Genomic DNA, 26,407 nt, shown 5'->3' on the forward strand with positions numbered 1-26,407 from the left:
ATGCTTTTGATTTTAACAATAGAGTATTTACTGACAATAAAAGCATAGATATTGTAGTAAAATATAAGATAAAGACATCGCTGCCGATAAATCTACTTCCCGAAATCAACATGGAGCAACGGTCAACCGTTAGAGGTTGGATGAACGGAGATGCATCGGCACCGGTAGAAGTTAAAGAATCTTTATGGGATAAAGCTCCATTTGAGTACGGTAAAGTGATTACCGAGAAGGAACTCGAAAAATATCCGAACAGATATCCGGCTTCCGGGGATATATATGAAGTAAGGAGCATCAATTTGGACTGCGATACATATAAGGATATTAAAAAAGCAAAGAGCTCATTACGGAGTAGTATAAATAAATTTGGTTCAAAAACTAAAGGTGTTGCGGAAATTACTTCAAGAACGTTTATCATAGTAATACCGGAAGGGACTTTGACAGATGAAGTCAAAGCAATGCTGGAAGAGTTGAAAAGTGAAGCTGCTTCCGGAACGCCTCCGATAAACGTGGTTTATAAAGAGGGTTACGGAAGACAAAGCAATGTAGGCGATGGCAGCGAAGAATAACAAAATAAATTGAATTATATCACTGTAGTGATAATTTTAAAACCTCTCATGATCTACTATTGAGAGGTTTTTTATTTAAATCTTCTCTGAATTCAAACCCATAATTTACATTCTGCAACCAAGGCAGCAAAAAACCAAAATCATTTTACCCCACCCAAAATACACAGACGAACTATCCTACCAATTTGGAAAAAATACTCTTCATCTACACAATAAAAAATGGCAATAACTAAATGTAACATTAATACCCTCCAAAACGTTATTATTAGTGTATATATAACTGGCCAGGGAAAAGGAGCTAAGAGGTATGCTGAAGGAGGAAACACTGAAAAAAGCGCAGGACGGAGACTTAAAATCGATAGAAGAGATATGTTCCTCAACATGGGAAGATATATACCGCTTTATATATTACAAAGTTCAAAACCGCCAGGAAGCAGAAGATATAACGCAGGAGACCTATGTTAAGGCACTTTACCATTTACAAAAGAACAGCGTTAAGATAAAACAATATACCGGATTTCTAAAAACCGTTGCGCTAAACATTCTGCGGGATAAATGGCGTAAGAAAAAACGCCGGGGCATAAACGTAAATATCGAGGCGGTAAACCCTGAAGAAACCGCGGTGGAGGATGCAGCAGAGATAAGTGCGCAGAGGGAATTGATACGAAATGCATTAGATTGCCTTAACGAAGAGCAGCGTATGGTAATTGAACTAAGGATACTTAAGGGCTACTCAGTGGCTGAGACCGCAAGAATCATCAAGAAAAAAGAATCGACTGTTCGTGTGCTGCAGTACAGAGCATTGAAAACCCTTGCTTCAATACTCAAAAGAAACGACTAATTTGAAGGAGGTATAAATGTTATGGACAACAATGAAAAGAAAATATCCGAATATATTGATAAATTAAATGCCGAAAAAATGCCCAAGGAGCACGAGTGTCCGGAGGATTCGCCGGAGCTTATGGAGCTTATGGATACGGTAAGAAAGGTTCGAAGTCTAAAAGAGCCTGCTCTTCCTGAGGTAGACTACCCAAAGAAACTAGCCCGTGCAGTGGGCGGACAATTATGGCAAAAGGCTGTCACGAAAAAAAGAAGATGGGCATGGATGGCCGGAACAGCGGCTATTGCAGCAGTTGCTGTTATAGTTCTCATGCTAAATTTTGTGCTGTATTCCGGCAGAACTGACATTGTATACGCCATGGAACAGGCATATAAGGAAGTTAGGGCATATCACGGAATCCTCAGCATTGTTGAGACCAATCTTAAAGGTGAAGAAACTCTGCAGGCAATGCGGGAAGTTTGGGCAGATAGTGAAGGGCGCTACTACGTAAAAGAGCTGACAGGCTTTCAAAAAGGTCTGATAACTGTAAACAACGGAGAGAAGAAGTGGCAGGTTAGTCCCGAGGAAAGCCAGGTGTATGTCTTTCCTGCCTTCCCTGATCCGTACAGATTTACCTTGGAGTTGGGCAATGAAATAAAAGACGCCAAGAATGCCGCACAAATAAAAGCAGCAGGAGAAGAACCGGTTGCCGGAAGAAAGGCCACTGTATTTGAGGTGATGCCAAAAGGGGGAGAAACTTATAAAATATGGATTGATAAAGAGACCAACCTGCCGTTGCAAAGGCAGAGCGCGATGATGAATGCAATCCAATACACAGTAACATATAAGAGCATTGAGTTTAGTGACAATATACCCACAGAACTTCTTTCTTATGATTTGCCTCAAGGCTTTGAAGAAATAGATGAAAATCCCGAACTGCTGGTAAACAATATTGAAGAAGCTGCAGAAATAGCCGGTTTTACTCTCAAAGTACCCGAGAATGTCCCGATGGGTATCTAAGGGAAAGCATAGCAGTCACAGATGGCATGAAAACCATTAAGCTAAGTTATACATCTAAGGACAAGAAAAACCGGGTGATTATTCTGCAGGAAAAAGTAACGAATGAGTTTAAACCTGCATCAACGGCGGTTCTGGGTAAGGTGGGCAGCAGTACTGCAGAAATTCAATCCCCTGTACAAGAGAGTCTTGGAGTACTTGACGGAGGCAGACTGTATTCGGGGATGGCGGACATTAGTTCAATCCGCTGGCAGGAATCCGGATTTGAATATGCAGTAATAGGTAATGCTCCTATGGATGAATTGGTTTTATTCATTGAGAGCATAGCATCAGGACCGGCAAAAATTCTATCGGGAGAGGAAGAAGCATCGGATAAGCCTCAAATTGAGGTTCCGGTTGATTTGGAAGTTGAGGAAAATGAGCAAAAAAGCGTGGATGCCGGACATTCGCCATGGAAGCTGGATCCTGTATATGTAGCCCAGGTATTTGTCAGCCTGAAGGTTTCTCCTGAAGGTATAGTAGGAGAGTACCCGGTGAATTATGAAGATTTAAAGGTTATAAAGAACGACGGCATAAATGCAATAGTGGAAGTAACCGGTGATACCGTGCCTGTGCGCAGAGTTTATTTAAAGAGGCTGATAAGACAAGATAGCACGGGAATTTGGACTGTAATTGGATACGATCCGGTTTGGCAATGAATTGTTGTGAATAAATTAAAAGAAGAGAGTTTATTAACTCTCTTCTGCCTTTTTATCATATAGATTGTAAGTAATACATTTCGACGCCCTTCTGGTACGAGTGCTTTTAGCAGGTGTATCAGCTTTGGCTGTCTTGGTAGTTCGTTTGGCCGCAGACGAAAGCTTGCTTGCCACTCTGTTGCTGCAATTCTTGTTAGTACAACTGTCATTGATAATCAATGAACCGCAAGTGCAAAATTGTGCCAATTTAAATCAACTCCTTCTATATAAGTATATCACAAAAAGTGAATTCTTAGTAAATTTATTTTTATAAAAATAAATTTAAAAACTGAACTGTTCAAAACAAGATTTTTAATATATAATTATTACAATGTTATTATTTGTCTCGCTCATTCCGATATATATAGGGAGAAAAACATCCAAAATTATCTTAACGGGAGTTCACAGCAAATGTTTAAGAAGAAAATATTGATTATTGATGACACTGAGTTTATGACAAAACTGATATCCGATGTCCTAATAAACGAAGGTTATGAAGTAGTAACAGCATCCAATGGACGTCAAGGTATTGAAATGGTCAGGATTGAAAAGCCGGATCTGGTTTTGCTTGATGTTGTCATGCCCGATATGGACGGTTTTGAAGTCTGCAAGACGCTAAGATGATGAAGGCAATAACCTTATGCCTATTATCATGCTTACGGCGCAGGATAATGAAGACGATAAGCTTACGGGATTGGAGCTCGGTGCAGATGATTATATAATTAAGCCTTTAATACCAGGGAGCTTGTAAGCAGAGTTCGAAATACGTTAAGACGCATAGACAGAAACCGGTGGGCAAATCCGTTGACCGGGCTTCAGGGCAATATTGAGATACAGAGCGAAATTAACCAGAGAATAGCTACCAAACAGCTTTTTGCGGTTATTTATGCCGACCTTGACAATTTTAAGGCATATAATGATGTATATGGCTTTGCAAGCGGGGATAGAGCTATAAAGCTTACTGCCGACATTATTGTTGACAATGTCCACAATTACGGAAACCAAGGCGACTTTATAGGCCATGTAGGCGGAGATGACTTTATAATTGTGTCCACCCCGAATAAAGCCGAAGCTATAGTAAAGGGAGTAATTGAAGATTTTGACACCAAAACAAAGGCCCTTTATTGCGAAGAAGATTTAAGAAGAGGATATATTGTTACGAGCAACAGGCAGGGACAGGTAATGAAGTTCCCGCTTATATCCATATCTTTTGCCATAGTGACCAATGAGGTCAGGGAGCTTATCAGCCATATTCAAATTTCTGAAATAGCTGCTGAGCTCAAGAAAAAGGCAAAGTCAATGCCGGGAAGCTCTTATGTAAAAGATAGAAGAAAGTTTTAATAATAAAGAAAGTTTTAAAATATTGTCATTTGGGGGATTAAAGTTGAAAAAAGCTGAATTGCTGTTTGAAAGTTACAATATGGTGATAGAAGAAAGCTGCAATAGGATTTTTATGAATGGAGAGGATGACATTTTAAAAATTGGTGAGGACCGCTTGTCTGAATTAGTGGATGAAGACCTGAAAAAGTGGGCTAAGGCTCCACTCAAAGAACTTGACGGATTATGTCCGGATGAATATTTTAAAAGTATTTCCGATATTGGACAATTATTGGAACTATTCAAGCTGGGAGCCAAAATGTGCGATATGCATTTGCCCCATTCTCTAATTGAAAAGATTGCAACCTATAACGGGGTTGCGGAGGAGGAAATGCTGAAACTTGCCACAGACCGTTCGGTTCAAAACAATGATGAAGAGCTTGTTTCATCGCTGACGGCAATTTCTATCCTTGGAGAATGGAAGGCAGAGAGAGCAGTTGGACCTCTGATGAAGCTTGCGGAAAATTTGGAAGTCGGAATCAATATGAATGACGAAATAGTTTTGGAAAAAGTTATCGATGCACTGGCACAAATCGGAGGAGAAGCGGTGCCGGTCATAGTTGACAGACTAAATTCTATAGAAGACTTCGGCATTTTGGATGAATACCTCTTGACATGTTTGACGAAAATAGAGGCTAAAGCTTTGGATAAAGACGTATATGACACTGTTTACAGATGCTTGAAAAATTCATTTCTCAGAATGAAAAACAAAGCTTTTGGGGCAGTTTGTCTCGGTGATTTTGGAGACGGAAGGGCAATACCTGCATTAAAGGGTTATATTCTAAAAAACATGGAATCTATAGACTATGAGACATATTGTGATATTCATTCTGCGGTTATCCGTCTTGGCGGAAACATGGACGACATAAAAATTAATTTTGCCTAAGATTGGTTTCCACACCACTTCAAATATATTCAAATCATATCATTTCATAAAACAGCAGCCGGGGCAATATGCAAAATATCTTTGCTAAATTGCGTCAAATTTGATGATTTTAGTCAATGGACAATCTACGTAATTTCAAATATACCTCTGTTGTTTGCGAAACTATATTGCAAGGAGGCAATAAGAAATGAAGCTTGAAAGATGTTATGCCTTATTGTTGGTTGTCTTTATGAGCATGAGTATTGCTTTGTCAGGATGCAGCAGTGCAAAAGCAGGGTTTAATGAAGTAAACATAAATCTTGGAGACGAGCCGTCAACCCTTGATCCCCAATTGGTGTATGATGTGATTCCAATGAGTGTGATAAATGCTGTTTTTGAAGGACTAATGAGAAAGGATAAGGAAGGCACGCCCATACCGGGAGTTGCAAAAGAATATGTTGTAAGCGAGGATGGGCTGACCTATACATTTTATCTCAGGGAAGATGCAGTGTGGTGGGATGGAACCGGTGTTACCGCCCAAAATTTCAAAGATGCCTGGATGCGTGCGTTGGACCCTCAGCCAGAGTATCATGAACCGTCTTATATGGCGTACCTTCTTTTCTGCATAAAGGGAGCTGAAAAATATGCCTATGGAGAGGGAAAGCCTGAGGATGTGGCGATTTATGTAAAAGATGAAAAAACTCTGAGCGTTACTCTTACAGAGCCTATGCCGTATTTTTTGGATATTGTCTGCAATAGCGTATATATGCCCATAAATACAGAGTTTTTCAAAAATCAAATTTCCGACGGCAATGTTTCCAAATACGGGACGGAAGCCAAAGCCTATTGGGAAATGGCCCCTTTAAGATAGAGGAATGGAACCATGACGACAGTATTGTGCTTACAAAAAACGAAACTTATTGGAATTCGGAAAATATAAAGCTTGACAGGATAAATTTCCGTATGATAAGCGATAATACTGCAGCCATAAATTCTTTCAAAGCAGGAGAAATTGACATGGTGGCGATAACCGATCCCCTTTTGATAGAGGAGTTTAAAAAGGATGGTTATCAGGTGGAAAGTTATGATGCAGGAGTTGTACGGTACATATCGATAAACAATGATGACCCTATACTTAGGAACGTAAACATCAGAAAAGCCCTTGCCTATGCCATAGACCGAAATACCTTTGTGGAAAAGGTGCTGAGGGACGGTTCTCAAAAGGCCTTGGGTTTTGTCAGCCCTGTGGTAAGAGGATATGAAGGATATTTCAGGGAGAAGGCAGGAGATTTGTTTAAGGACAATGACGTGAAAAAGGCAAAGGAGCTATTGGCACAAGGGCTAAAAGAACTAAATCTGTCGAATATGCCGAAGCTCAGCATCCTGGTGGACGGCAAGGAAATCTCAAAGAGGGATGCTCAGGTGATTCAGGATATGTGGAGAAAGAACCTCGGTGTTGAGGCTGAAATACAGATAATGTCCTTTGACGCCATGACAGAAAAAATGATGCAAGGAGATTATCGGATGGCACTTCTTATGTGGGCAGGGGATTACAATGATCCTCGTGCGTATTTGGAGGTCTTCTCCTCGGCGAACTTCTACAACGTAGCATATTATGTCAATTTATATTTTGATGAGCTTTTAGCCAAATCCATAGAAGAGAAAGACCCTCAAAAAAGAATGAACCTCTTGGTGGAAGCGGAAAAAACGGCGATGAACGAAATGCCTGTTTGTCCGGTGTACTTTGCCCAAAAAAGTTACGCCGTAAGACCAGGGGTTAAAGGATTGGTTAGGGGCAGCAGTTCCATACAGGATATAGATTTGTATTGGACATATATTGAATAAAGAATAAAGGAACCGGCAAAAGGTGATGAGAAATTGGAGCTTGTACGTTTTATTGCCAAAAGGATTCTGTTCTTTTTAATTACAATGTTTCTGGCGGCAACCTTTACTTTTGTGCTTATTAAAAGTATTCCGGGAGGGCCCTTCGGTTCGGACAAGATGATACATCCTCAGATAATGGAGAATCTTAATGAAAAATACGGGCTGGATGAGCCTTTGCACCGGCAGTATTTCCTGTATATGAAAAACCTACTTAGAGGTGACCTGGGAATATCCATGATTTATAAGAACAGGAGCGTAGGTTCCATTATTAAAAGAGCGTTTCCCGTATCGCTCAGTTTGGGGATCAGGGCTGTTGGGCTTGCTGTTTTGGTAAGTTTGTTGCTGGGAATTTTGCCTGTTCTTCATAAGAATAAGGTGCTTGACTGTCTTGTTCTTATAGTTACTGTTCTCGCGGTGTCAATGCCGGGATTTGTAATCGGCACACTGCTTCAATATCTTGTTTCCTTTCGGTTATCCGAGGCACTAAAAATATTGTAGGAATTCGATTCAATATTTTCCGGTAACGGGGTGGGGTGGCTTTAGGTATACTGTTGTGCCATCCCTTGCCCTTGCAGCAGGAGTAACGGGCATGATGGCGAAAATGCTCAGGGCAGGTATGAAGGATGTTCTCAATCAAAACTACATTATTATGTGCCGGGCAAAGGGCATGACAAATAAGGAAGTTGTGCTAAGGCACGCTCTAAAAAACGCCATTCTTCCGCTTCTTTCGATTTCGGGGCCTCTTATTGCTCAATAATTACGGGTTCCTTTGTGATTGAAAATATTTTCTCTATTCCGGGACTGGGACAATATTTTGTATCCGGTGTTCAGGACAAGGACTACACAATGGTGGTGGGGCTTTCGGTGTTTACCGTGTTTGTGGCGGTTCTTGCAAATACTGTGACAGATATAATTTATGCTGTTGCAGACCCAAGGGTGAGGATTACATCGAAAAAGTAGTTTTACAGGAGTAGATTTCATGCTGTTTTTAAAAAGAGTTGCTTTTGGCTTGTCAAAGAACAAAGCGGCATTAGCCTGTACAATTTTTATCATAGTCGTGGTATTGGCGGCGGTTGTTGTGCCTATGGTTTCGCGCTACGATTATTACAGCCATGACATGGACAAGAAATTCCTCCCGCCTTTTACCGGGGGACACTGGTTTGGCACCGATGAGTTTGGGAGGGATTTGTTTGTAAGGGTCTGGTACGGAGTCAGAATATCTCTTGCGGTAGGCGTGCTTGCAGCACTTATACAGATGCTTATAGGCACGTTGTACGGAGGGGTGGCGGGGATTTTCGGCGGTCTTGTTGATGAGGTTATGATGAGATTTGCCGATGTTATGTATTCTGTTCCGAATCTTGTCATTGTTGTGCTAATCACTCTTCTATTGGGAAACAATGAGCTTTCGGTGATATTTGCCCTTTCGCTGACCGATTGGACAACTGCGGCAAGAGTTGTAAGGGGACAGACCCTTGTGTTGAAAGAGATGGAGTTTGTGCAGGCGGCAAAGGTATTGGGGGCAAAAAGGACCAAAATAATGTTAAAGCACATACTTCCCAATTGCAGCGGACCGGTTCTTGTAAATTTGACAATTAACATACCTTCGGCGATTTTTGCCGAAAGCACCCTAAGCTTTCTGGGCATCGGCATAAAGCCCCTGCTGCAAGCCTTGGAACTTTGGTGAATGAAGGGTTCAAGTATGTAAACATAACCTACCGCCCGTGGGTGATATTCATACCCCTTGTATTTATCGCCCTAATAATGATAAGCCTGAATATATTGGGGGATACGCTTCAAAAACTACTGGATTCAAAATCCCGGGATTTTAGACAAGGTGGTCTAATATATGAATGCGCTTCTTAAGATTAGAGATTTTTCCCTTTTTTGCGGACAAAATAAAATTCTCGACAACATTAACATGGATGTCTTTGAAGGCGAAATCCTTGCTGTGGCAGGGGAGTCGGGAAGCGGTAAAAGTATGCTTGCCCGTTCTGTTTTACGTCTTAATGATCCTGATGAATTCAGACTTGAGGGAAAAATACTCTTTGAAGAAGAGGATATAAATTCATTGTCGGAAAAAGAGCTGGCAAAAATTCGCGGAGCAAAAATAGGCATGATATTTCAAGAACCCATTTCCTATCTAAATCCCGTTTTGAAAATGGGTAGACAATTGACCGAAGCTTACATAAAACATAAAAAAGTAAGAAAAAATGAGGCGGCTTTATTAATGGAAGGCCTTCTTGAAAAGCTAAAGATAAACAATCCTTCCGCATATATGAAAAGCTATCCCCATCAATTGAGCGGGGGAATGGCCCAAAGAGGTGCAATTGCCATTGCGGCTTCGTGCAGGCCGCGGATAATTATAGCCGACGAGCCCACAAGCTCCCTTGATGTGATTACCCAAGCCTCAATTATTAAGCTGATAAGGGATTTGGCAAGGGTAGAAGGAATATCACTGATTTTCATTACCCATGATTTGCAGTTGGTATCAAAGTTGGCCGATAGAGCGGTAATTATTGAAAAGGGCAGAATTGTTGAGGAAGGATGTGCCCGAAAGGTCTTTGACAGCCCCAAATCCAAAGCCGCATCTTGTCTCATCAGAGCTTCCGTGATGAGTAATTTTAAAGAAAGCACGGAGCATAAAAAAACTATTCTTGAGCTTCGAAATCTCAGCATGCATTATAAAAACGGAAGGGGCAATATAGTCAGGGCTGTTGACGATATATCCATGGAGGTTCTTGAAGGCGAAACCCTTGGAATTTTGGGCGAAAGCGGAAGCGGCAAGACAACTTTGGCAAGAATTGTGACCGGGATACAAAAGCCGTTATCCGGAAAGGTTTTGCTTGAAGGTAGGGATATATTTAAGCTCAAGGATTATTCCAGGCATGTGCAAATGGTCTTCCAGGACCCCTTTTCATTTTTAGACCCTCAAATGAAAATAGAGGATATAGTTGCGGAAGGCATGGACATGATTGCAAGAAAGAATCGCCATGGCAGGGCAAAAGAGGTGGCGCGCTGCCTTCAAAAAGTGGGGCTTGATGAGAGTTTAAAGGACAGATACCCCCATCAGTTGAGCGGAGGCCAGAGGCAAAGAGTGGGGATAGCAAGAGCTGTAATTGTGAATCCGAGAATTATAGTATGCGATGAGCCACCGCCTATCTTGACACCGTCTCGCAGATGCGGATATTGGAGCTTTTAATGAAACTAAAGAAGGAAGCGGGCATTACATATATTTTTATTACGCACAATATAAGGGTTTTAAGCAGCATAAGCGACAGGATAGCTGTAATGTTGGGAGGAAGAATTGTTGAAATAGGAAGGACAGAGGATATAATCAACAATCCTGTCCACCCATATACCCAAAAACTTATTAATGCTGCTTGGGTAAGCAAGGAGGAATCAAAGGGGAATGCAAATTGAAACACAGGTACCCTTACCGGGTGAAGACTTTATGTCGACTTTACCCTTTACCAATTCCGCACGCTCTTTAAGTCCTCTAAGGCCAAATCCTCCGCTTATGTTCGGAGATTTTTTCAATTTCTGTTTTGGATCAAAGCCCACTCCGTCGTCGGTTAGCGTAACGTAGATCATGCTGTCATCTATACTGAAATCCACTGTTACGTTTTTGGCGCGGGAATGCTTCTGTATATTTGAAAGCGATTCCTGAAGCATCCTGTAAAGGGTTGATGCGATATAATACTCTATTTGAGAGTCATCACCCGAGACATTGAACTCTACCTTGATACCCGTATTTTCTTCAAAAATGCCGAATCTGTTCTGAAGGGCTGCTATAAGTCCGGCGTCAAGGAAAGAAGGTTTTAAATCGTAAAGAAGAGTTCGTATTTCCTTTGATGTGGACTTTATTGCAGCATTAAGGGCATCCAGCTCTTTGGTGCATTTTTCGTATTGAGAGCTCTGTATTAGCTTTTTTAAAAGCTCAACTTTGAACGTCAAATTCGCCATAGCCTGGGCCGGCCCATCGTGTATTTCCCTTGCGATCCTTTTTCGTTCCTCTTCGTGTGCTTTCAAAATTTTCTTGCTTAACATTTCAAGCTCATTATTTTGTGTTTTATAGCTGTCAAGAAGATTTTGCATATCCTTGTACAGAAGATTGTTTTCAAGAGCGACCGCTGCTTGTCCTGCCAGTGAATTCATAAGCAGTTCGTCGGTATAGTCATAAGAAATTATATCGGACAGTGCATTGGGGTTTGAAAAATCTATAATTTGGTCTCTGAATTTCTTTTTATTAATCAACTGAATCACACCTAAAATAGAGTTTTCGTGATTTTTCATGGGTATGGTAAGAATCGATTTGGTAATATAACCTGTGTGGGTGTCAAAGCCGTTGTTATGGCGATATTCAAGATTTGGGTTAAGTTTGTAGGCATCGTCAATCTTAATGGTTTTGCCGGTAATTACCGAATAGCCGAAGATGCTTTCTCTTGATATTGGTGACGTAAAGGCTTCCAAATTTATATCAATACTCATATTCTTTGCAATAACAAATTTGAGGATTTTGTCCTTGTAGTCGCCGTCTTTTACAGATGTCCAGCTATAAGTATTCTTGTCAATCACAAGATAAATGGTTCCGGCATCGGAGGAGGTAAGATTGATGCTGCTGGTTATAATCATGTCAAGCAGTTTTACAGCATCCTTTTCGGAGGATAAAGACTTTCCTATCTCATAAAACTCTTTGACTTCGTACTTAAGAAAGCAGATCTTTTTTCTATTGGAAATCTCGTTTTTCAGTTTATTGAGAAAAAAGGGCATGCTAAACTGTTCTGTGTATATATATTCAAAAACATTTCCTGCATGTCTGTCCAAAACTGGCTTTTTGGAGCTGAAAACAACAAGTATGAAATCCAATTTCCCTAAAACTTTGTCAAGGCGAGGCAGAATTTCCGCAAAGACAGAGTATTCAACGAATACCACCGATAAAGGAGGCGCACTCTTTGAACTTTTCGGTGCGAAGCTTTCCAAGCTGCCTAAAAAATTTCCCGGTCTGAAAAAACTTTTGTGTTTGGGAAATTGGCGCAAATCAGGTTAATAAAATTCTCACATTCTGTATTGAGTGAATCGGTCAATAAAAATACTGATTCCTGTAGCATTTTATTACTCCTCACAATATTGCTTTACATTACTTTATATTAAAGTTCATTAACTGTATTTGCTTATCCGAGATATTGAAATCTCTAAATAAGAATCGGATAAAATCGATATATATATTAACATTAAATGTTTTACATTAAAAAAAATTGCTGAATTCTTATGGATTTATTGGCAGTATTTTCCTTGGATTTATATATTAAAATTTGATTTCGGGGGGATATGCAATGATTTGTTTTAATTGCGGTATAAAACTTCATAGCAGTGAATTGAAAGAATGCCGGTTGTGCGGTGTCAAGTTTGAGAAGGTTTGTACGTCTTGTAATTTTCCCAATCCCCTCATGGGCAAATATTGTTTTAACTGCGGTACCAGGCTTCTGAGCCTTGAGCCCCAGAGTTCAATCCAAAACTTTGACACTCTTTCCGAAAACCGCAGAAACGTTGCAGTTATATTTGCGGATGTTTCGGGATTTACAGCACTTTCGGAAAAGCTGGATCCGGAAGAGGTAAGGGAGCTTATAAATGACTGCTTTGATTATATTACCAGACCCGTATATGAACTGGAAGGAACTATCGACAAGTACATGGGAGACTGCGTAATGATACTTTTCGGAGCAAAATACATACATAGCGATGATGCAAAGAGAGCCGTAATGTGTGCGATGAGGATGATGAATTTGATTCGGGAATTTTCTTTAGAGAGGCTCTCATCAAAGGGATTGTCTTTGGACCTTTCGATAGGAATAAATTACGGACTGGTGGTTACCGGCAGTGTGGGAAACGCTTTTGACAAGGATTATACTGTAATAGGGGATATTGTAAACACTGCCCAAAGGCTTCAATCCAATGCAGGCCGGGGAACCGTTCTGGTCTCGGAGTCGGTGTTTGTTGAAACCAAAGGAATCATTAAATATTCGGAGCCGATGGAGATAAAAGTAAAGAACAAGGAAAAGACTGTGAGATGTTATTTTCCTATAGAAATAAGCGCGGAATATGACTGTGACAGTAAAAACATATTTGTCGGAAGAGAAAAGGAGCTGGGGCTTCTTGTATCCATATACAACAACATTTTGAACACTTCTACAAAATGTATAAATATAATCGGTGAGGCAGGAGTGGGAAAGACCAGCCTTCTTCGCGAGTTTTTATCAAAGTTGGATCAGGATATCAAGAAGGTTTGGGTTGAATTGAATTCTTTTTCCCCAAACAAGGCCTATTGTACAATTTCCGGCATCCTTATGAATATAATGAATATTAACTCAAAAGAAAGCTCCAGTGTCAAACAGAGGAGGCTTTTATCCTTTTTGGACTACATAATGGCCGGTTTGAGCGAGGAAGAAATAAAAAGAAATAGCGACTTTATTGGGCTTGTGCTGGGACTTAAAAGAGACAATGAGTTTCAGAATATATTAAATTCCATGAGTTTTGAGAATATAAGAAAAGAAATAATAAAGCAGCTTTCTCTTTTCTTTACAAAGCTTTCGCAAAAGTTTAGAACGGTAATTGTCGTAGATGACATGCACTGGTCCGACACCAATTCATTACAGATTTTAAAGGAGCTTATAAAGTGCCTTTCATTGGTCAATATCACTTTTATCTTTACTTCCCGATATGAGTTGGAAGAGTTGGAACCCTTTTCTGATATAAATTATCACAACCTAAAACTGCAGCCTCTGACGGAGAATGCAATTCGTGCTTTGGTGTGCAAACTCCTTGACTGTGATCAAATTGATGAGACGTTGTTTGGCGAGATTATGAAGTTTACCAATGGCAATCCTTTGTATATAAACGAGTTTGTACAAAGCATCAAAAGAACGGAAAGTTTTCTGATAATAGACGGTGTTGGAAGTATTGATTCCGATAAAGTCATTTCTCTTCCCAATAATATTCAGAGCCTTATACTGGCAAACATATCGGAAATGAATGAGGCGGAAAAAAGCTTCCTTCAGGCTGCATCCGTTATTGGCAAGGAATTTAGTCTCTCAATTTTAGGTCCGCTTCTTGAGATGGACAGTGATGAGATTAATGACATTGTAAGGCTTCCCGTTCGTCTCAATATCATTTCTCTTAAAACAGCATACACGGCCTTGGGAGTTGTGGAGAAGATATTTGTCTTTAACCAGGACATGGAGAGGGAAGTCATATATGACAGTATTCTCAATAAAAATAAAAAGGAGCTTCACAAAAAGATAGGAGAACTGATAGAGGCAAAACACAGCGGTGAGCTGGAAGGCTACTATGAGATTCTATTTACTCATTTTATAAAGTCGGGACAGAGTAAAAAGGCTGCAGAATACAGCTACAAGACTGCAATAAAAGACAAGGAAAACTACAATTTCCCAAGCTCTTTAGAGTACTACAGCAAATTTTTGCAGTTGGTTTCGGAAGAAGGAAGTACCCAAATGGATTCAAGGGTATTGGATGCTTACAGGGATATGGGATATATTAATTTCATCATGGCTGACTACGGCGCGTCGCTGAACAATTTGAAGAAAGCCCTTGAAGTTGCCGCTCTCTACGATGATATATATTCCATAAAGCTTATGATTGCAGACGTATATAAAGAGCAGGACATGTACGATGAGGCCCTTGAAATCATAGATGAGCTTCAGCCCAAGATAAAAGAGGAAAATACTCTTTACGGAAAGCTCTTGCAAATGAAATGCAACATTCTAAGAATCCTCGGCAATACCGATGCCCTTACAATAGCCCAAAAATCGGAGCAGTTGCTTATAAAGATGAAGAACTTTGAAAACCTGGCTGAAACCATGAACCAGGCGGCAATCATATACTATGCAAAGGGAGATGTTTCAAATTCCCTGTCCTGTTTCGACAAGTCATATAAATATGCCGAGAAAATAAACAATTTTGCTTTAATGGCAAAGATAGCCGGAAATCTCGGAGTAATTCACCATGCCACCGGAATGATATCCAAAGCCCAGGAATTCTTTGACAGATCAATGCAAATTTCAAAGAAGATATCCGACCAGCAGGGATATATTGCCGGATGTATAAATCTTGGAATATTGTATGTGGACAAGGGACTCTTTGACAAGGCAGAGGTTTTGTTCAATGAAGCTGTGGAGATTTCAAGGGAGATATCCTCAAGGCTTAATGAATGTATTGCCGTTGCCAATATAGGAGAAATAATGTTCAAAAGGGGTCTTGATTATAAAGCCTTGGAGTACTACAACAGAACTTTTGAAATAGCTCGAGAAATAAAAGTGCCGTTGGGTGAAGGTATTTACCATTTAAGCACTGCAAGGATGTACATAGAGAAGAATATGGAGGGCAATGTCAGAAAGATGCTGGACATTGCATTCAAAATCTTTACCGAGGCAGAAGAAATAGCATATCTGAGTGATTATTACAGGATTAAGGCATTGTATGAGTTTGCGGAAGGTAAGATAGATGCAGCCCTTGAAGACTGTAAAAAAGCGGCGGATATAGCACAAAAGATAAGGAGCGACATTAGAAGGCTCAAAGCCTTGAGGCTGGAAGGAAGAATCATGGCTTGTACGGAGCAGAATGAAAGTGCTTTTAAGCTGTTTGAGGAATCTATTACTCTATCGCATCAATTGGAATCCGAATACGAAGCTGCCAAGGGCTATATTGAGAGGCTCAAGTTGCACAGAAAACTGGGCGATTGGGATAAAGCCCGAAAGGATTTGGAAAGGGCAAGGGAGTGTGCTTCAAAGTTTGACAGGTGCAGGTTGAGGGAGATAATTGAAGAGTACGAGTTGTAAAAGTTTGAATGTGAAACGAAGAAGCTTTTTAAACAACGATAATATGAATAGTATATGGCCAACCTGTATGTGAATATGCTTATTGTATGAAGGACTAAATCAAATTGATTCATATTAGGGGGAGGGCCGTATGATTTTAGTAATAAAGAAAGATAAGATAGCTTTGATAGCCTTAATCTTCCTGCTGTCGGTAGCGGTAATAAGCCTTAACATAGCGTCAGGGCAAAATGCAGTTGAGGTTGCGAACGATGATACAGGAAAAAGAACCGTTGTAATTGATGCCGGGCATGGAGGAGAAGACCCGGGAGCAGTCAGCGACTACAGCGGGCTTAAAGAAAAGGATGTAAACCTTATAATTGCAAAGAAGGTTAGGGAACTTTTAGAGGCGGAGAACTATAATGTTATTATGACTAGGGAAGAAGATGTCCTTAATTACAAGGAAGGGACCCAGGGATACACCAGCAAAAGAGGGCAGGACCTTACAGCCCGTAAAAAACTGATAGACGAATCAGGGGCTGATATTGCGGTAAGCATACATTTAAACAAGTTTAGCCAGACACAGTACCATGGAGCACAGGTTTTCTTCCCACCAAGATCCGAAGAGAGCAAGAGACTTGCGGATATTATACAGAAGTCCCTTAGAGATAATGTTGACCCTGAGAATAAGAGAGAGGCTTTGGTAAAGGATACAAAACTGATAATTCTGAAAAATTTAAAGGTTCCTACAGTGATAGTTGAGTGTGGTTTTCTTTCCAACCAAGAAGAAGAAAAGAAGTTGGCCGACAAGGACTATCAGGAGAAGCTAGCTATTGCAATAAAAGAAGGAATAGTGAAGTATTTTGAACAGCAGTAGACCATTGACGGTCAATCGGATGCTGTGGTATAGTAGATAAAGAAATTAAGCCATGAAGGTTTTTGGGGTATTGATAATTTGAATTATAATGTATATTATTGATATTGGGATAAACCCAAAAAGAGGCTATATGAATTAGTCCTTTTATAGCCTCTTGGAATGAAATGAAAGAGGCAAAAGCGAAGGGACTCGATGTCTTGAGCTTTTGATTGGCCTCTTGGAATGAAATGAAAGAGGCAAAAGCGAAGGGACTCGATGTCCCGAGCTTTTGATTATTAGCCTCTTGGAATAAAATTTGAAAAGGAGGACTTTATATGCATATGGCTGATGCTCTGATTTCACCGGCTGTGGGTGGGACAATGCTGGCTGTCACCGCAGGAGTTGCAGCTTACTCAATTAATAAAGTAAAGCATGAAATGGATGAAAAGAAAATTCCATTGATGGGAGTCATGGGAGCCTTTGTTTTCGCTGCCCAAATGATAAACGTTTCAATACCTGGAACAGGTTCGAGCGGTCATCTTGGAGGGGGAATGCTCCTTGCTATATTGCTCGGGCTACGCGGGATTTCTCACCATGGCATCGATTTTGCTAATCCAGGCATTGTTTTTTGGGGATGGAGGACTCCTTGCCTATGGCTGCAATGTATTCAATTTAGGATTTTTCACGTGCTTTATATCATATCCGTATATCTACAAATGGCTTACCCGAAAGGGCATAAATTCAAAGAGAATCTTTTGGAGTTCGATGATATCGGCTGTAATCGGACTTCAAATGGGCTCCTTTAGTGTTGTAATTGAGACGCTTTTGTCCGGAAAAACGCAGCTGCCTTTTGGAAGCTTTATTTTGCTGATGCAGCCTATACACCTTGCCATTGGAGTAATTGAAGGACTTGTAACGGCAGCGGTTGTTACTTTTATTTGGAAGGCAAGACCTGAATTGGTTGAAAGAGCAGCAGATGGAGGAGTACCGAGAGGTATATCCATGAAGAAAGTTTTGACTGTACTTTCGATTGCCGCTATAATTGTTGGAGGAGCTCTTTCCTGGTTTGCTTCGGCAGACCCTGACGGTCTCGAATGGTCTGTGGAAAAGACCGCCGGAACAGCAGAACTGCAAGCTGACGGTAAAATTTATGATACATTGTCCGAAATACAGCAAAAGACTGCCTTTTTACCCGATTATGATTTTAAATCAGGCGAAAGTGAAAACACGCAAGAAATAGATAATGAAGAGGCTGAAGGAGTTTGGCCCAATGTAAATTTGGGAACGAGTATTTCAGGTATTGTAGGAGGGGCATTAACTCTTGCATTTACAGTATTCATCGGATTTGCCATTAATATGGTTAAAAGAGGAAGGAAAAAAGCAACGGCTTAAACCCTGTTTTTATTCAGTTGGGATTGATTATATATGTCAAGTATCGGTAATTCATTATACAATTTAGGGCATTTGGATGATTTGGCTCGAAAGCAAACTATCATTCACAAGCTGCATCCGTTTGTAAAGTTGATAGTAACATTGGTTTTTCTGACGATGGTTGCATCCTTTGGAAGATATGAAATTGCAAGACTTCTTCCTTTGCTTTTTTATCCTGTAATTATTATTAACCTTGCAGAGCTGCCAATAGCACCTATACTAAAAAGGATTCTAATCGTTGAGCCGTTTGTTATTGGAATTGGCATATTAAATCCGCTCTTTGAAAAGCAAACCTTCGTTTTGGGAGGGTTAACCCTTTCAACGGGCTGGATTACTTTTTTGTCTATTTTTATCAAAAGTATTCTTACAGTTTTTGTCGTGCTTTTGTTAGTTGCTACCACAGGTATGGATAAGCTGGCAGCGGCTTTAAGAATGATGAAAATACCAAAGTTGTTTATTTTGCAGCTTTTGCTTACATACCGGTATATATCAGTGTTGCTGGAAGAAGCGCAAAGAATGCTAAGGTCATATGTTTTGCGTTCTCCATTGCAAAAGGGGGTTCATATTAGGGACTGGGGCTCCTTTGCAGGTCAGCTTGTATTAAGGACATTTGACAGGGCACAGAGGATCTATCAGGCTATGTGCGTCAGGGGTTTTACAGGTGAGTACAACACAGGAGAAGGCATGAAGCTTAAAATTGCCGATATTTTATACCTTGGCGGGTGGATGTTATTCTTTGCAGCGGTAAGGCTGTATGACATACCTATGCTGATAGGTACATTACTTACAGGAGTGATAAAATAAATGAGTCATCATAAACTTGAAGTAAAGAATTTGAATTTCGCCTATCCGGACGGTCATAAAGCAATTAATGGGATATCTTTCGGTATTTACCATGGAGAGTCAGTGGGGATTGTAGGAGCGAACGGTGCAGGAAAATCAACTTTGCTTCTCATGCTTATGGGAGTTCTTTTTCCGAGCCAGGGTGAGGTAATAATCGGTGATGTTCGTCTTACGAAAAAAACATTGGCCCTAATCCGCCAAAGACTTGGAATGGTTTTTCAAAACCCAGATGACCAGCTATTCATGACCACAGTTTATGATGATGCAGCCTTTGGCCCCAGAAATTTAGGGCTTGATGAAAAAGAAGTTGAGGACAGGGTGATGAAGTCTCTAGATATGGTTGGTATATCCCACTTAAAAGACCGTGCTCCTTATAAGCTGTCAGGGGGAGAGAAGCGGGCTGCCGCAATTGCAACAGTCCTGTCGATGCAGCCGGATATATTAATCATGGATGAGCCTACCTCAAGTCTTGACCCAAAATCCAGGCGAAAGGTAATGGAACTTCTCAAAAGTTTTGAACATACCAAAATAATAACCAGTCATGATTTGGATATGGTATTTGAAATCTGCGAAAGGACTATTGTACTAAAAGAAGGTAAAGTAGCAGCAGACGGATTGACATCGGAAATTCTTTCAAATGAAGAACTGATGCAATCATGCTGTCTTGAAGTTCCCCTTGCTCTTCAAGGCTGTCCTCTATGCAAAGCAAAAAAGAAAAATATATAAAGGGAGGTAAGTAATTAAAATAATTATTTACCTCCTTATCCATATTGCTGACTGCTGCTCATTCTTCCGGTTTTTGATTTTTAGAATTTTCTTACCACAACTTCGTTTTGGAGCATGGACCAGATTGCCGGATCTTCCATTCCAAGCCTCCATAATGCAACACCTTTTATACCGAGATCCCAGGCAAGCTGGATTTTGGCTCTAAGGCTTCGGGCATCCTCAAACCATACTTCGTGCTGATTTCCCTGCGCATCCCGGTAGGAGAACATAGGTGTTTGTCTTTCTTCATTGAAGATGATTTCGCTGTTGTACCTTCGTGCAAGGTTGATTGCCATTTGGTAAGTTACATAAGTGTTTCTGCCTGTAGTAAGATTAAAATCAAATCCGAATACAGATACAGCAGCAACAATCTTATCCCGAGGCATTTTGCTCATGGTATACCTTAACACACGCTCCATCCAGCCTATTGTAACTGCCGGTCCCGGCGGGCTTCCCGGCCATCCGAATTCGTTGTACAGCATTACCACAAATTCATCACTGCTCTGCCGATTACACTGTAATTAAACGGGTCAGAGAAGGGGTTGAAGGGTTCGTCACTTACCCTTGAAGGAACCGATGCAGAGAAGAAATATCCTCTTGGCCGCAATACTTCAGCTATATCGGTATACAGGAGGGAGAGATTGTCACTGTCTTCTATAAATACGTCTTCAATATCAATGTTCACACCGTCAAAACCGTATCTTTCTATAAGATTTACAAGGTTTAAGGCAAAGGCATTTCTGTTTCTCGGGTCTGAAACAAGGGTCTTTACAACATTTTTAGCAAGGGTGGTTCCTCCGGGTCTGTACAGCAGGTTGTGAACTACAGGCATAATTTTTACGTTGTTCCTGTGGGCTATTGCTACCAGGTTGCGCACATCCTGATCGGTAAAATCCCCGAATTTTTCAATGGTAGTCGGATTGTTGGCGCTGATTCTAAACATGAACAGTCCGGTTGAGGAAAGCTGCCCCGTATTGTTTGCAAAGGATGTAAATGAGCTGGGGAGGGAAGGGCCTTCCTCAAGGGTATAGAACCCCAGTACTCCTGTTATTGGCCTGCGTCCGCTGTAGACATTGCGGGTTACTATGTTTCCTGAAATCCATCCTTCTTTTCCGTTAAAGAGGCGTACCCGGTACCAGTTGTTGCTAAAACCGATAACCGGAAGTTTTGCTCCATTTGTCATTCGGGTAAGTATGCTGAAGTTGGTTCCCGGGCCGCTGCGGATATTTGCAGTATTTACATTGACTACGGCTTCGGTATAAAGGGGGATGGTTAATTGCTGACCTACTCTAAGCAGGGTGCCGGTAAGGTTGTTAAGAGCCATAAGGCTGTCTACGGTAGTGTCGAATCTTCGGGCAATCAGATACAATGTATCACCGGGTTTTACGGTGTATACAATAGGTGCTTGAACTCCCAGAGGTATGTACAGGCGTTGACCTACATAAATAATGTTGTCTGTCAGTTGGTTTGCACTTTTTATCTGTGCAATTGTTACTCCGAATTTTTGGGAAATGATATAAAGGGAATCTCCCGGCTGTACTATATACCACATTTGATTCATCATTCCTTCATGATAGTATAAATCTTCATAGACAGTATATTCATACAGCCTGTTGAATGTTCAAAATGGTGGGATAAATACAAAAAATTTTCGTTCAAAATACGGCTTTGTTATTCATTGCTTTGGCTCATAAGCTCGTCCCAAAGTTCATACAGCCCTTCAAGCTTTGAGTTAAGCTCATTAAGTTCGTTATGAAGTTCCATAAGTTTTACATGATCGCTTATAATTTCTTCCTGGGTCATTTGCTCCTCAATCTCTTTGATGCGGGCTTCGGTACTGTTGATTTCTTTTTCGGTTTCGGACAGCTGCTTTTCAAGCTTTCTTCTTTTTGCCTTTTCTTCCTTTGTTGCAATGTGCTCCATTTTGGAGGAGGTCATTTTGACGCTTTTAGATTCATTGCCAGTGCTTAAATTCAGCTTGCTCTTGTACTCATGAAACTCGGTGTAATTACCGTTATAGTCAATACATGAAGTTTCGCCAAGTTCAATAATGCGGGTTGCAAGTTTGTCTATAAAGTACCTGTCATGGGATACAATGAGCAGAGTACCGTCATAATCTTCAAGGGAACTTTCAAGAACTTCCCTCGAGTTTATATCAAGGTGGTTTGTGGGCTCGTCGAGTATAAGGAGATTGGCCTCGGAAAGCATCAATTTAATAAGAGAAATCCTGCTTTTCTCACCGCCGCTTAAAGTAGAAACCGGCTTTAAGACATCTTCTCCTTTAAACAGAAACATTGCCAGGACATTTCTGATTTCTGTCTGTGAAAGATCCTCGTTGGCACTCCACACCTCATCAATCAATGTGTTATTGGGGTTTAGCTCTTCCTGCTCCTGGTCATAATAACCCAGTGTTACGTTATACCCATATCTAAAACTTCCTTTAAAGCTTTCAATTTTGCCGGTAAGTATTTTTAAAAGGGTGGACTTTCCGCATCCGTTTGGGCCTAAAATAAATACTCTTTCTTTTTTTCTGATGGTAAAATTTACGTCTTTAAATAATGGTTTTCCGGGATATTCCTTCCCGAGGCCTTCCGCAAAGAGGACATCATTTCCGCTGGCTATGCCGCTTTTGAACTTCATCCTTACCTTTTCCGGAAGGTTTTTGGGCGCATCGATTTTTTCCATTCGTTCAATGGCTTTTTGCCTGCTTTCCGCAGCAATGATATTTCTTTCTCTGTTCCATCTTCGCTGCTGCTCTATAAATGCTTCCAATCGTGCAATTTCCTTCTGCTGCTGTTCGTAGTGCCTTTGCTGAATCTCCCGGTCCACAGCTTTTTGCTTTAAATATGCGGAATAATTGCCGTTGTAGAGCTTGCATTCGCAATTTTCAATTTCCAGTGTTTTGTTGGTAATTTTGTCAAGAAAATATCTGTCGTGGGATATAACCAGCACACACTTTTTGTAGTTTGACAAAATTCTTCCAACCATTCTATGGCATTTATATCAAGGTGGTTTGTAGGCTCATCCAAAAGGAGGATATCCGGTTCTGTAAGAAGAAGCCTTGCCAAGGCAAGTCTTGTTTTCTGACCTCCGCTAAGATTCCTGGCATTTAGTGAAAATTGGTCCTCTTCAAATCCCAGACCTTTCAAGACACCCTTTGCACGGCTCTTGTATTCGAATCCTCCCAAACGGCATATTCATCGGACAACCGCGAATACTCTTTCATGATTGAGTTTAGCTTACCTTCATCCTTTTCGGTGCTCATGGATTTTTCCAAAGAATTTATACGGGATTCCATTTCGGTAAAATGGGAAAATACCGCCAGGACCTCGTCAAGTATGGTATTAGACGAGTCCAGACCGGAATTTTGTGCAAGGTAACCGAGTTTTGAGTTTTTGGCTGTATAGAATTCTCCGCTGTCGGGAAGATATTCTCCGGCTATTATTTTAAAAAGTGTGGATTTACCTGCTCCATTTACTCCGACAACGCCAACTTTGTCAGTATCGTTAATGCTGAAAGAAATATCTTTTAAAATTTCTCTTATGCCAAAGGACAGGCTGATATTGTTGCAGCCTAAAACTATCATACTCCATCACCTAAAAACCAAGTATAGTAAATTAGCTATAAAAAATATGCTAAAATAAAAAAATATGCTAAAATAAAAATGTAAAAGCATATAAATTACTGTCTTTTCAACGTTAACCCAATCCATTTTAGCAGAAATACTGGCTCTTAGCAATATTGACAATAAAATAACAAAGATGTTATAATCACAATTACCCAGGTAGTGATGTAAAGTTGTTCCAAGATAAAACTTTGAGGTGAAAGCGATGAGTTTAGAGAAAAAAATTTCTATGGCAGTAATAAAGCGTTTGCCAGGTACTACAGATATCTTTCGGATCTCTTGAAGCTTGGGATAACGAGAATATCATCGAAGGAACTAAGCTCTAGGATGGGAATAACTGCATCTCAGATACGTCAGGATTTGAATTGTTTCGGAGGATTTGGACAACAGGGGTACGGATACAATGTTGAGTATCTGTATAATGAAATAGGCAATATTCTTGGCGTGAATGAAGCGTTTAAAGTTATTATCATTGGAGCTGGAAATATGGGCCAGGCTCTTGCCAATTACTCAAATTTCGAAAAAAGAGGTTTTAGGCTTACAGGTATTTTCGACATAAATTCAAGTCTAGTGGGGAAAAAGATAAGAGATATAGAGATTATGCATCTTGACAGTTTGGAACGGTTTGTATCGGAAAATGAAGTAGATATTGCAATTCTTTGTGTTCCGTACGAACATACTCCTGCTGTGGCAGACAAAGTGGCACGTCTTGGGGTTAAAGGACTGTGGAATTTTTCTCCTATGGATTTAAAGCTTCCCTATGATGTTATAATCGAGAATGTTCACCTAAGCGACAGCCTTATGGTTTTAGGATACAGGTTAAATGAAATGCGTAAAACTGAAAAATAAAAAATACAAAAACCGGGCAGTCTTTGCTGCAACCGGTTTTTGTTATTCAAAAGCTTTAAATCAAGCCGCTTCTGATTTTCCAAAATTACAGTCTGTTCAAAACGGTTATAAATTCGGGGTATGCTATATCGAGTATCTGAGCTTTTCTGATGTTGGTCTCATTTTCGGCAATAAGACCTGCGATACAAAGGGACATGGTGATCGCGGCATCATTGTGGCCTTCTACGAAAGTACCTTTGAGGTATTCTTTACCTTCTATTACCACTCCGTCCTCTGTCTCTTGCAGTGAGGCTCCAAGCTTGGAAAGCTCGGTTATCATACGGCTAAGTTTGCCCGATTCCTTTGTCTTAAAGCCTTTAAGTCCGGTAATTGTTGTAGTTCCCTTGGCAATAGAGGCAGCAACGGTAATAATCGGAATTTCATCTATCAGCTTGGTATCATGCTGCCGTCAATGGTTGTTCCGTTAAGAGATGAAGATACAACCCTGATATCGGCAACTTTTTCGTTGCTGACGACACGTTCGTTGATAAGTTCAATTTTAGCTCCCATTGATTTATATACATCAAGAATTCCTGCTCTTGTAGGATTGATACCGACATTTTTGATTACTATATCGGAATTTGGCACTATCAGGCCCGCTGTTATGAAATATGCTGCTATCGAAATATCCCCGGGCACCTCAATATGCTGTGCATATAAGTTTTCGACCCTGCGGGAGGTGACTTCCAGACCGTTAATTTTTAGGTCGGCTCCGAAATAGTTGAGCATAAGCTCCGAATGGTCTCTGGACTTTACCTCTTCAATTACCGTAGTCTCGCCTTCAGCATAAAGACCGGCAATGAGAAGAGGAGACTTGATATATGTGTCCAATATGGAAACATTATGGGTTTTACCAGTCAGTTTTGCCGGCTGGATTGAAAGCGGGCAAAGGTTTCCATTCTCCCTTCCGTTAATGTTTGCTCCCATCTGCCTTAACGGAGCAACAACTTTACCCACAGGTTTCCTGAGAGCTGATTCATTTCTGGTAACTACAGAGGAGAAAGGCTGCCCTGAAAGTACACCCAACAGAAGTCTCAATGCAGTACCAGATCTTCCGGCATTTAAAGGAGCAGAGGGTGGTCTTAAACCATACAGTCCATTACCCTGAATCTTTATCTTGTTCGGAAGTATTTCGATGCTGACCTGCATTTTCCTGAAACAGTCAATGGTACTGAGGCAGTCTTCACCCATCATAAGCCCATCAATTTCAGTAGTTCCTTTTGCTAGTGAGCCGAAAAGAATTGCCCTGTGGGAAATGGATTTATCCCCGGGTATGTTTATTTCGCCTCTTAGTGAATCCCTTTGCTCAATTAACACGCTTATTCCCCCATTCCATAAGTATAAGTGAAGCTTTTGTTGCGGTACGAATTTTGCTGATAAATATTTATTTTAAATTTGATTCATTAAATCTTAAACACTTTATAACCTTTTTCAACAAGCAGCTCAAAAGCGTCTGCCACACTGCTAGAATCGGGTAACGTGATTCTAAGGCACCCTTGCTCAAATTCCCGGCTGTTGGAAACATTGATATTTTTTATATTTATACCGTTCTTTCCAAGTATGGTTGCTATTTCTCCAATAATACCGGGCTTGTCAACAACATCCACAATAAGCTCATTCTGCGGTTCGATGAGTCCTTTCCTGTTGTTTGGAATGGAATCGCGAAACTTTTTTGCAGAATCGAAAAAGTTGTATATGCTGTTTGAATTTTCACTATCAATATATTCAATAAAAGCGTTTATTGTCTCGGTAAATTTATATAAAGTTGATTTTACTATTTGCCTGTTGCTTAAAATAATATTTTCCCACATCCTGGGATTTGACGATGCAATTCTTGTTATATCCTTGAATCCTCCTGCTGCCAAAGTCAACATTTTGCCGTCGGGGGAATCAGAGGATTTCACA

Annotated in this window: 19 protein-coding genes and 7 pseudogenes; 19 read left to right on the forward strand and 7 right to left on the reverse strand. The window is 40.5% G+C overall.

The window, feature by feature from the left end:
- The 4 genes and pseudogenes from JCM21531_RS10695 to JCM21531_RS21890 all read left to right on the forward strand — a co-directional run.
- Positions 1-566, forward strand: a pseudogene (locus JCM21531_RS10695) (TadE/TadG family type IV pilus assembly protein); the annotation flags it as partial.
- Positions 567-873: 307 nt separating this feature from the next.
- Entirely contained in the window at positions 874-1,407 is a 534-nt protein-coding gene (locus tag JCM21531_RS10700) for an RNA polymerase sigma factor (protein WP_038289724.1), read from the forward strand.
- A gap of 21 nt (positions 1,408-1,428) precedes the next feature.
- Positions 1,429-2,406: a LolA family protein gene (locus JCM21531_RS21885; protein ID WP_243467551.1), complete on the forward strand. Its 978-nt coding sequence runs from the start codon at positions 1,429-1,431 to the stop codon at positions 2,404-2,406.
- 26 nt (positions 2,407-2,432) lie between these two features.
- A complete protein-coding gene (locus JCM21531_RS21890) occupies positions 2,433-3,101 on the forward strand; it encodes a hypothetical protein (protein ID WP_243467552.1) in 669 nt (222 codons plus the stop codon).
- Between the two features lie 33 nt (positions 3,102-3,134).
- Here the strand turns inward: JCM21531_RS21890 and JCM21531_RS10710 are convergent, their stop codons facing one another.
- Positions 3,135-3,347: a hypothetical protein gene (locus JCM21531_RS10710; RefSeq protein ID WP_038289725.1), complete on the reverse strand. Its 213-nt coding sequence runs from the start codon at positions 3,345-3,347 to the stop codon at positions 3,135-3,137.
- Between the two features lie 204 nt (positions 3,348-3,551).
- On the opposite strand from JCM21531_RS10710, the pseudogene JCM21531_RS25110 reads away from it, so the two are divergent.
- The 9 genes and pseudogenes from JCM21531_RS25110 (at position 3,552) to JCM21531_RS17800 (ending at position 10,686) form a co-directional block, all read left to right on the forward strand.
- Positions 3,552-4,481 (forward strand): annotated as a pseudogene (locus JCM21531_RS25110) (GGDEF domain-containing response regulator).
- Between the two features lie 43 nt (positions 4,482-4,524).
- Complete coding sequence (locus JCM21531_RS10725) at positions 4,525-5,403, forward strand: HEAT repeat domain-containing protein (RefSeq protein ID WP_038289731.1); 879 nt, start codon at positions 4,525-4,527, stop codon at positions 5,401-5,403.
- A gap of 187 nt (positions 5,404-5,590) precedes the next feature.
- Entirely contained in the window at positions 5,591-6,253 is a 663-nt protein-coding gene (locus tag JCM21531_RS23815) for an ABC transporter substrate-binding protein (protein WP_054847066.1), read from the forward strand.
- Entirely contained in the window at positions 6,229-7,227 is a 999-nt protein-coding gene (locus tag JCM21531_RS17780) for a peptide ABC transporter substrate-binding protein (RefSeq protein ID WP_054847067.1), read from the forward strand. The genes JCM21531_RS23815 and JCM21531_RS17780 overlap by 25 nt, the downstream gene beginning before the upstream one ends.
- Before the next feature lie 33 nt (positions 7,228-7,260).
- Positions 7,261-7,764, forward strand: a complete 504-nt coding sequence (locus JCM21531_RS17785; RefSeq protein WP_054847068.1) for an ABC transporter permease — start codon at positions 7,261-7,263, stop codon at positions 7,762-7,764.
- Positions 7,765-7,819: 55 nt separating this feature from the next.
- Positions 7,820-8,226 (forward strand): annotated as a pseudogene (locus JCM21531_RS24505) (ABC transporter permease).
- Positions 8,227-8,245: 19 nt separating this feature from the next.
- Positions 8,246-8,950, forward strand: coding sequence for an ABC transporter permease (locus tag JCM21531_RS10740; protein ID WP_054847071.1), 705 nt, complete (start codon positions 8,246-8,248; stop codon positions 8,948-8,950).
- A gap of 162 nt (positions 8,951-9,112) precedes the next feature.
- Positions 9,113-10,465 (forward strand): ATP-binding cassette domain-containing protein, encoded by a 1,353-nt coding sequence (locus JCM21531_RS10745; protein ID WP_054847072.1) that lies wholly within the window; start codon positions 9,113-9,115, stop codon positions 10,463-10,465.
- Positions 10,465-10,686 (forward strand): ABC transporter ATP-binding protein, encoded by a 222-nt coding sequence (locus tag JCM21531_RS17800; protein WP_054847073.1) that lies wholly within the window; start codon positions 10,465-10,467, stop codon positions 10,684-10,686. The genes JCM21531_RS10745 and JCM21531_RS17800 overlap by 1 nt, the downstream gene beginning before the upstream one ends.
- Here the strand turns inward: JCM21531_RS17800 and JCM21531_RS17805 are convergent.
- Positions 10,666-12,246 carry a GAF domain-containing sensor histidine kinase gene (locus JCM21531_RS17805; protein WP_243467553.1) on the reverse strand — a complete coding sequence of 527 codons (1,581 nt, stop codon included), beginning with the start codon at positions 12,244-12,246 and terminating at the stop codon, positions 10,666-10,668. The genes JCM21531_RS17800 and JCM21531_RS17805 overlap by 21 nt on opposite strands.
- Positions 12,247-12,599: 353 nt before the next feature.
- Here JCM21531_RS17805 and JCM21531_RS10755 point away from each other — a divergent pair, with 353 nt between their 5' ends.
- The 5 genes and pseudogenes from JCM21531_RS10755 (at position 12,600) to JCM21531_RS10775 (ending at position 19,950) form a co-directional block, all read left to right on the forward strand.
- Entirely contained in the window at positions 12,600-16,118 is a 3,519-nt protein-coding gene (locus JCM21531_RS10755; RefSeq protein WP_038289734.1) for an adenylate/guanylate cyclase domain-containing protein, read from the forward strand.
- A gap of 130 nt (positions 16,119-16,248) precedes the next feature.
- Positions 16,249-16,971: an N-acetylmuramoyl-L-alanine amidase CwlD gene (gene cwlD / locus JCM21531_RS10760; RefSeq protein ID WP_038289737.1), complete on the forward strand. Its 723-nt coding sequence runs from the start codon at positions 16,249-16,251 to the stop codon at positions 16,969-16,971.
- Between the two features lie 314 nt (positions 16,972-17,285).
- Positions 17,286-18,342, forward strand: a pseudogene (locus JCM21531_RS10765) (energy-coupling factor ABC transporter permease).
- A 33-nt stretch (positions 18,343-18,375) separates the two neighbouring features.
- Positions 18,376-19,185, forward strand: a complete 810-nt coding sequence (gene cbiQ, locus JCM21531_RS10770) for a cobalt ECF transporter T component CbiQ (RefSeq protein ID WP_038289740.1) — start codon at positions 18,376-18,378, stop codon at positions 19,183-19,185.
- Positions 19,186-19,950, forward strand: coding sequence for an energy-coupling factor ABC transporter ATP-binding protein (locus JCM21531_RS10775; protein WP_038289742.1), 765 nt, complete (start codon positions 19,186-19,188; stop codon positions 19,948-19,950).
- Positions 19,951-20,030: 80 nt separating this feature from the next.
- On the opposite strand, the pseudogene JCM21531_RS10780 reads toward JCM21531_RS10775, so the two are convergent.
- A pseudogene (locus tag JCM21531_RS10780) lies at positions 20,031-21,541 on the reverse strand (LysM peptidoglycan-binding domain-containing protein).
- A gap of 119 nt (positions 21,542-21,660) precedes the next feature.
- Positions 21,661-23,575 (reverse strand): annotated as a pseudogene (locus JCM21531_RS10785) (ABC-F family ATP-binding cassette domain-containing protein).
- A gap of 244 nt (positions 23,576-23,819) precedes the next feature.
- Here JCM21531_RS10785 and JCM21531_RS10790 point away from each other — a divergent pair.
- Positions 23,820-24,463: pseudogene (locus JCM21531_RS10790) on the forward strand (redox-sensing transcriptional repressor Rex).
- Positions 24,464-24,548: 85 nt separating this feature from the next.
- On the opposite strand, the gene JCM21531_RS23835 reads toward JCM21531_RS10790, so the two are convergent.
- The 3 genes from JCM21531_RS23835 to JCM21531_RS21920 form a co-directional block, all read right to left on the reverse strand.
- Entirely contained in the window at positions 24,549-24,893 is a 345-nt protein-coding gene (locus JCM21531_RS23835; protein WP_369347633.1) for a carboxyvinyltransferase, read from the reverse strand.
- Positions 24,890-25,819, reverse strand: a complete 930-nt coding sequence (locus JCM21531_RS10795) for a 3-phosphoshikimate 1-carboxyvinyltransferase (RefSeq protein WP_279379040.1) — start codon at positions 25,817-25,819, stop codon at positions 24,890-24,892. Before JCM21531_RS10795 ends, JCM21531_RS23835 begins: the two co-directional genes overlap by 4 nt.
- Before the next feature lie 86 nt (positions 25,820-25,905).
- Positions 25,906-26,406: a prephenate dehydrogenase dimerization domain-containing protein gene (locus JCM21531_RS21920; protein ID WP_243467555.1), complete on the reverse strand. Its 501-nt coding sequence runs from the start codon at positions 26,404-26,406 to the stop codon at positions 25,906-25,908.
- Position 26,407: the final 1 nt, after the last annotated feature.

This window comes from Acetivibrio straminisolvens JCM 21531 (assembly GCF_000521465.1).
Taxonomy (GTDB): domain Bacteria; phylum Bacillota; class Clostridia; order Acetivibrionales; family Acetivibrionaceae; genus Hungateiclostridium; species Hungateiclostridium straminisolvens.

Excerpts from the sequence above, each read along its gene's own strand:
- JCM21531_RS10700 (WP_038289724.1), top strand. The coding sequence starts at position 874 with ATGCTGAAGGAGGAAACACTGAAAAAAGCGCAGGACGGAGACTTAAAA.
- JCM21531_RS21885 (WP_243467551.1), top strand. The coding sequence starts at position 1,429 with ATGGACAACAATGAAAAGAAAATATCCGAATATATTGATAAATTAAAT.
- JCM21531_RS21890 (WP_243467552.1), top strand. The coding sequence starts at position 2,433 with ATGAAAACCATTAAGCTAAGTTATACATCTAAGGACAAGAAAAACCGG.
- JCM21531_RS23815 (WP_054847066.1), top strand. The coding sequence starts at position 5,591 with ATGAAGCTTGAAAGATGTTATGCCTTATTGTTGGTTGTCTTTATGAGC.
- JCM21531_RS10740 (WP_054847071.1), top strand. The coding sequence starts at position 8,246 with ATGCTGTTTTTAAAAAGAGTTGCTTTTGGCTTGTCAAAGAACAAAGCG.
- JCM21531_RS10745 (WP_054847072.1), top strand. The coding sequence starts at position 9,113 with ATGAATGCGCTTCTTAAGATTAGAGATTTTTCCCTTTTTTGCGGACAA.
- JCM21531_RS17800 (WP_054847073.1), top strand. The coding sequence starts at position 10,465 with ATGAAACTAAAGAAGGAAGCGGGCATTACATATATTTTTATTACGCAC.
- JCM21531_RS10755 (WP_038289734.1), top strand. The coding sequence starts at position 12,600 with ATGATTTGTTTTAATTGCGGTATAAAACTTCATAGCAGTGAATTGAAA.
- cwlD (WP_038289737.1), top strand. The coding sequence starts at position 16,249 with ATGATTTTAGTAATAAAGAAAGATAAGATAGCTTTGATAGCCTTAATC.
- cbiQ (WP_038289740.1), top strand. The coding sequence starts at position 18,376 with ATGTCAAGTATCGGTAATTCATTATACAATTTAGGGCATTTGGATGAT.
- JCM21531_RS10775 (WP_038289742.1), top strand. The coding sequence starts at position 19,186 with ATGAGTCATCATAAACTTGAAGTAAAGAATTTGAATTTCGCCTATCCG.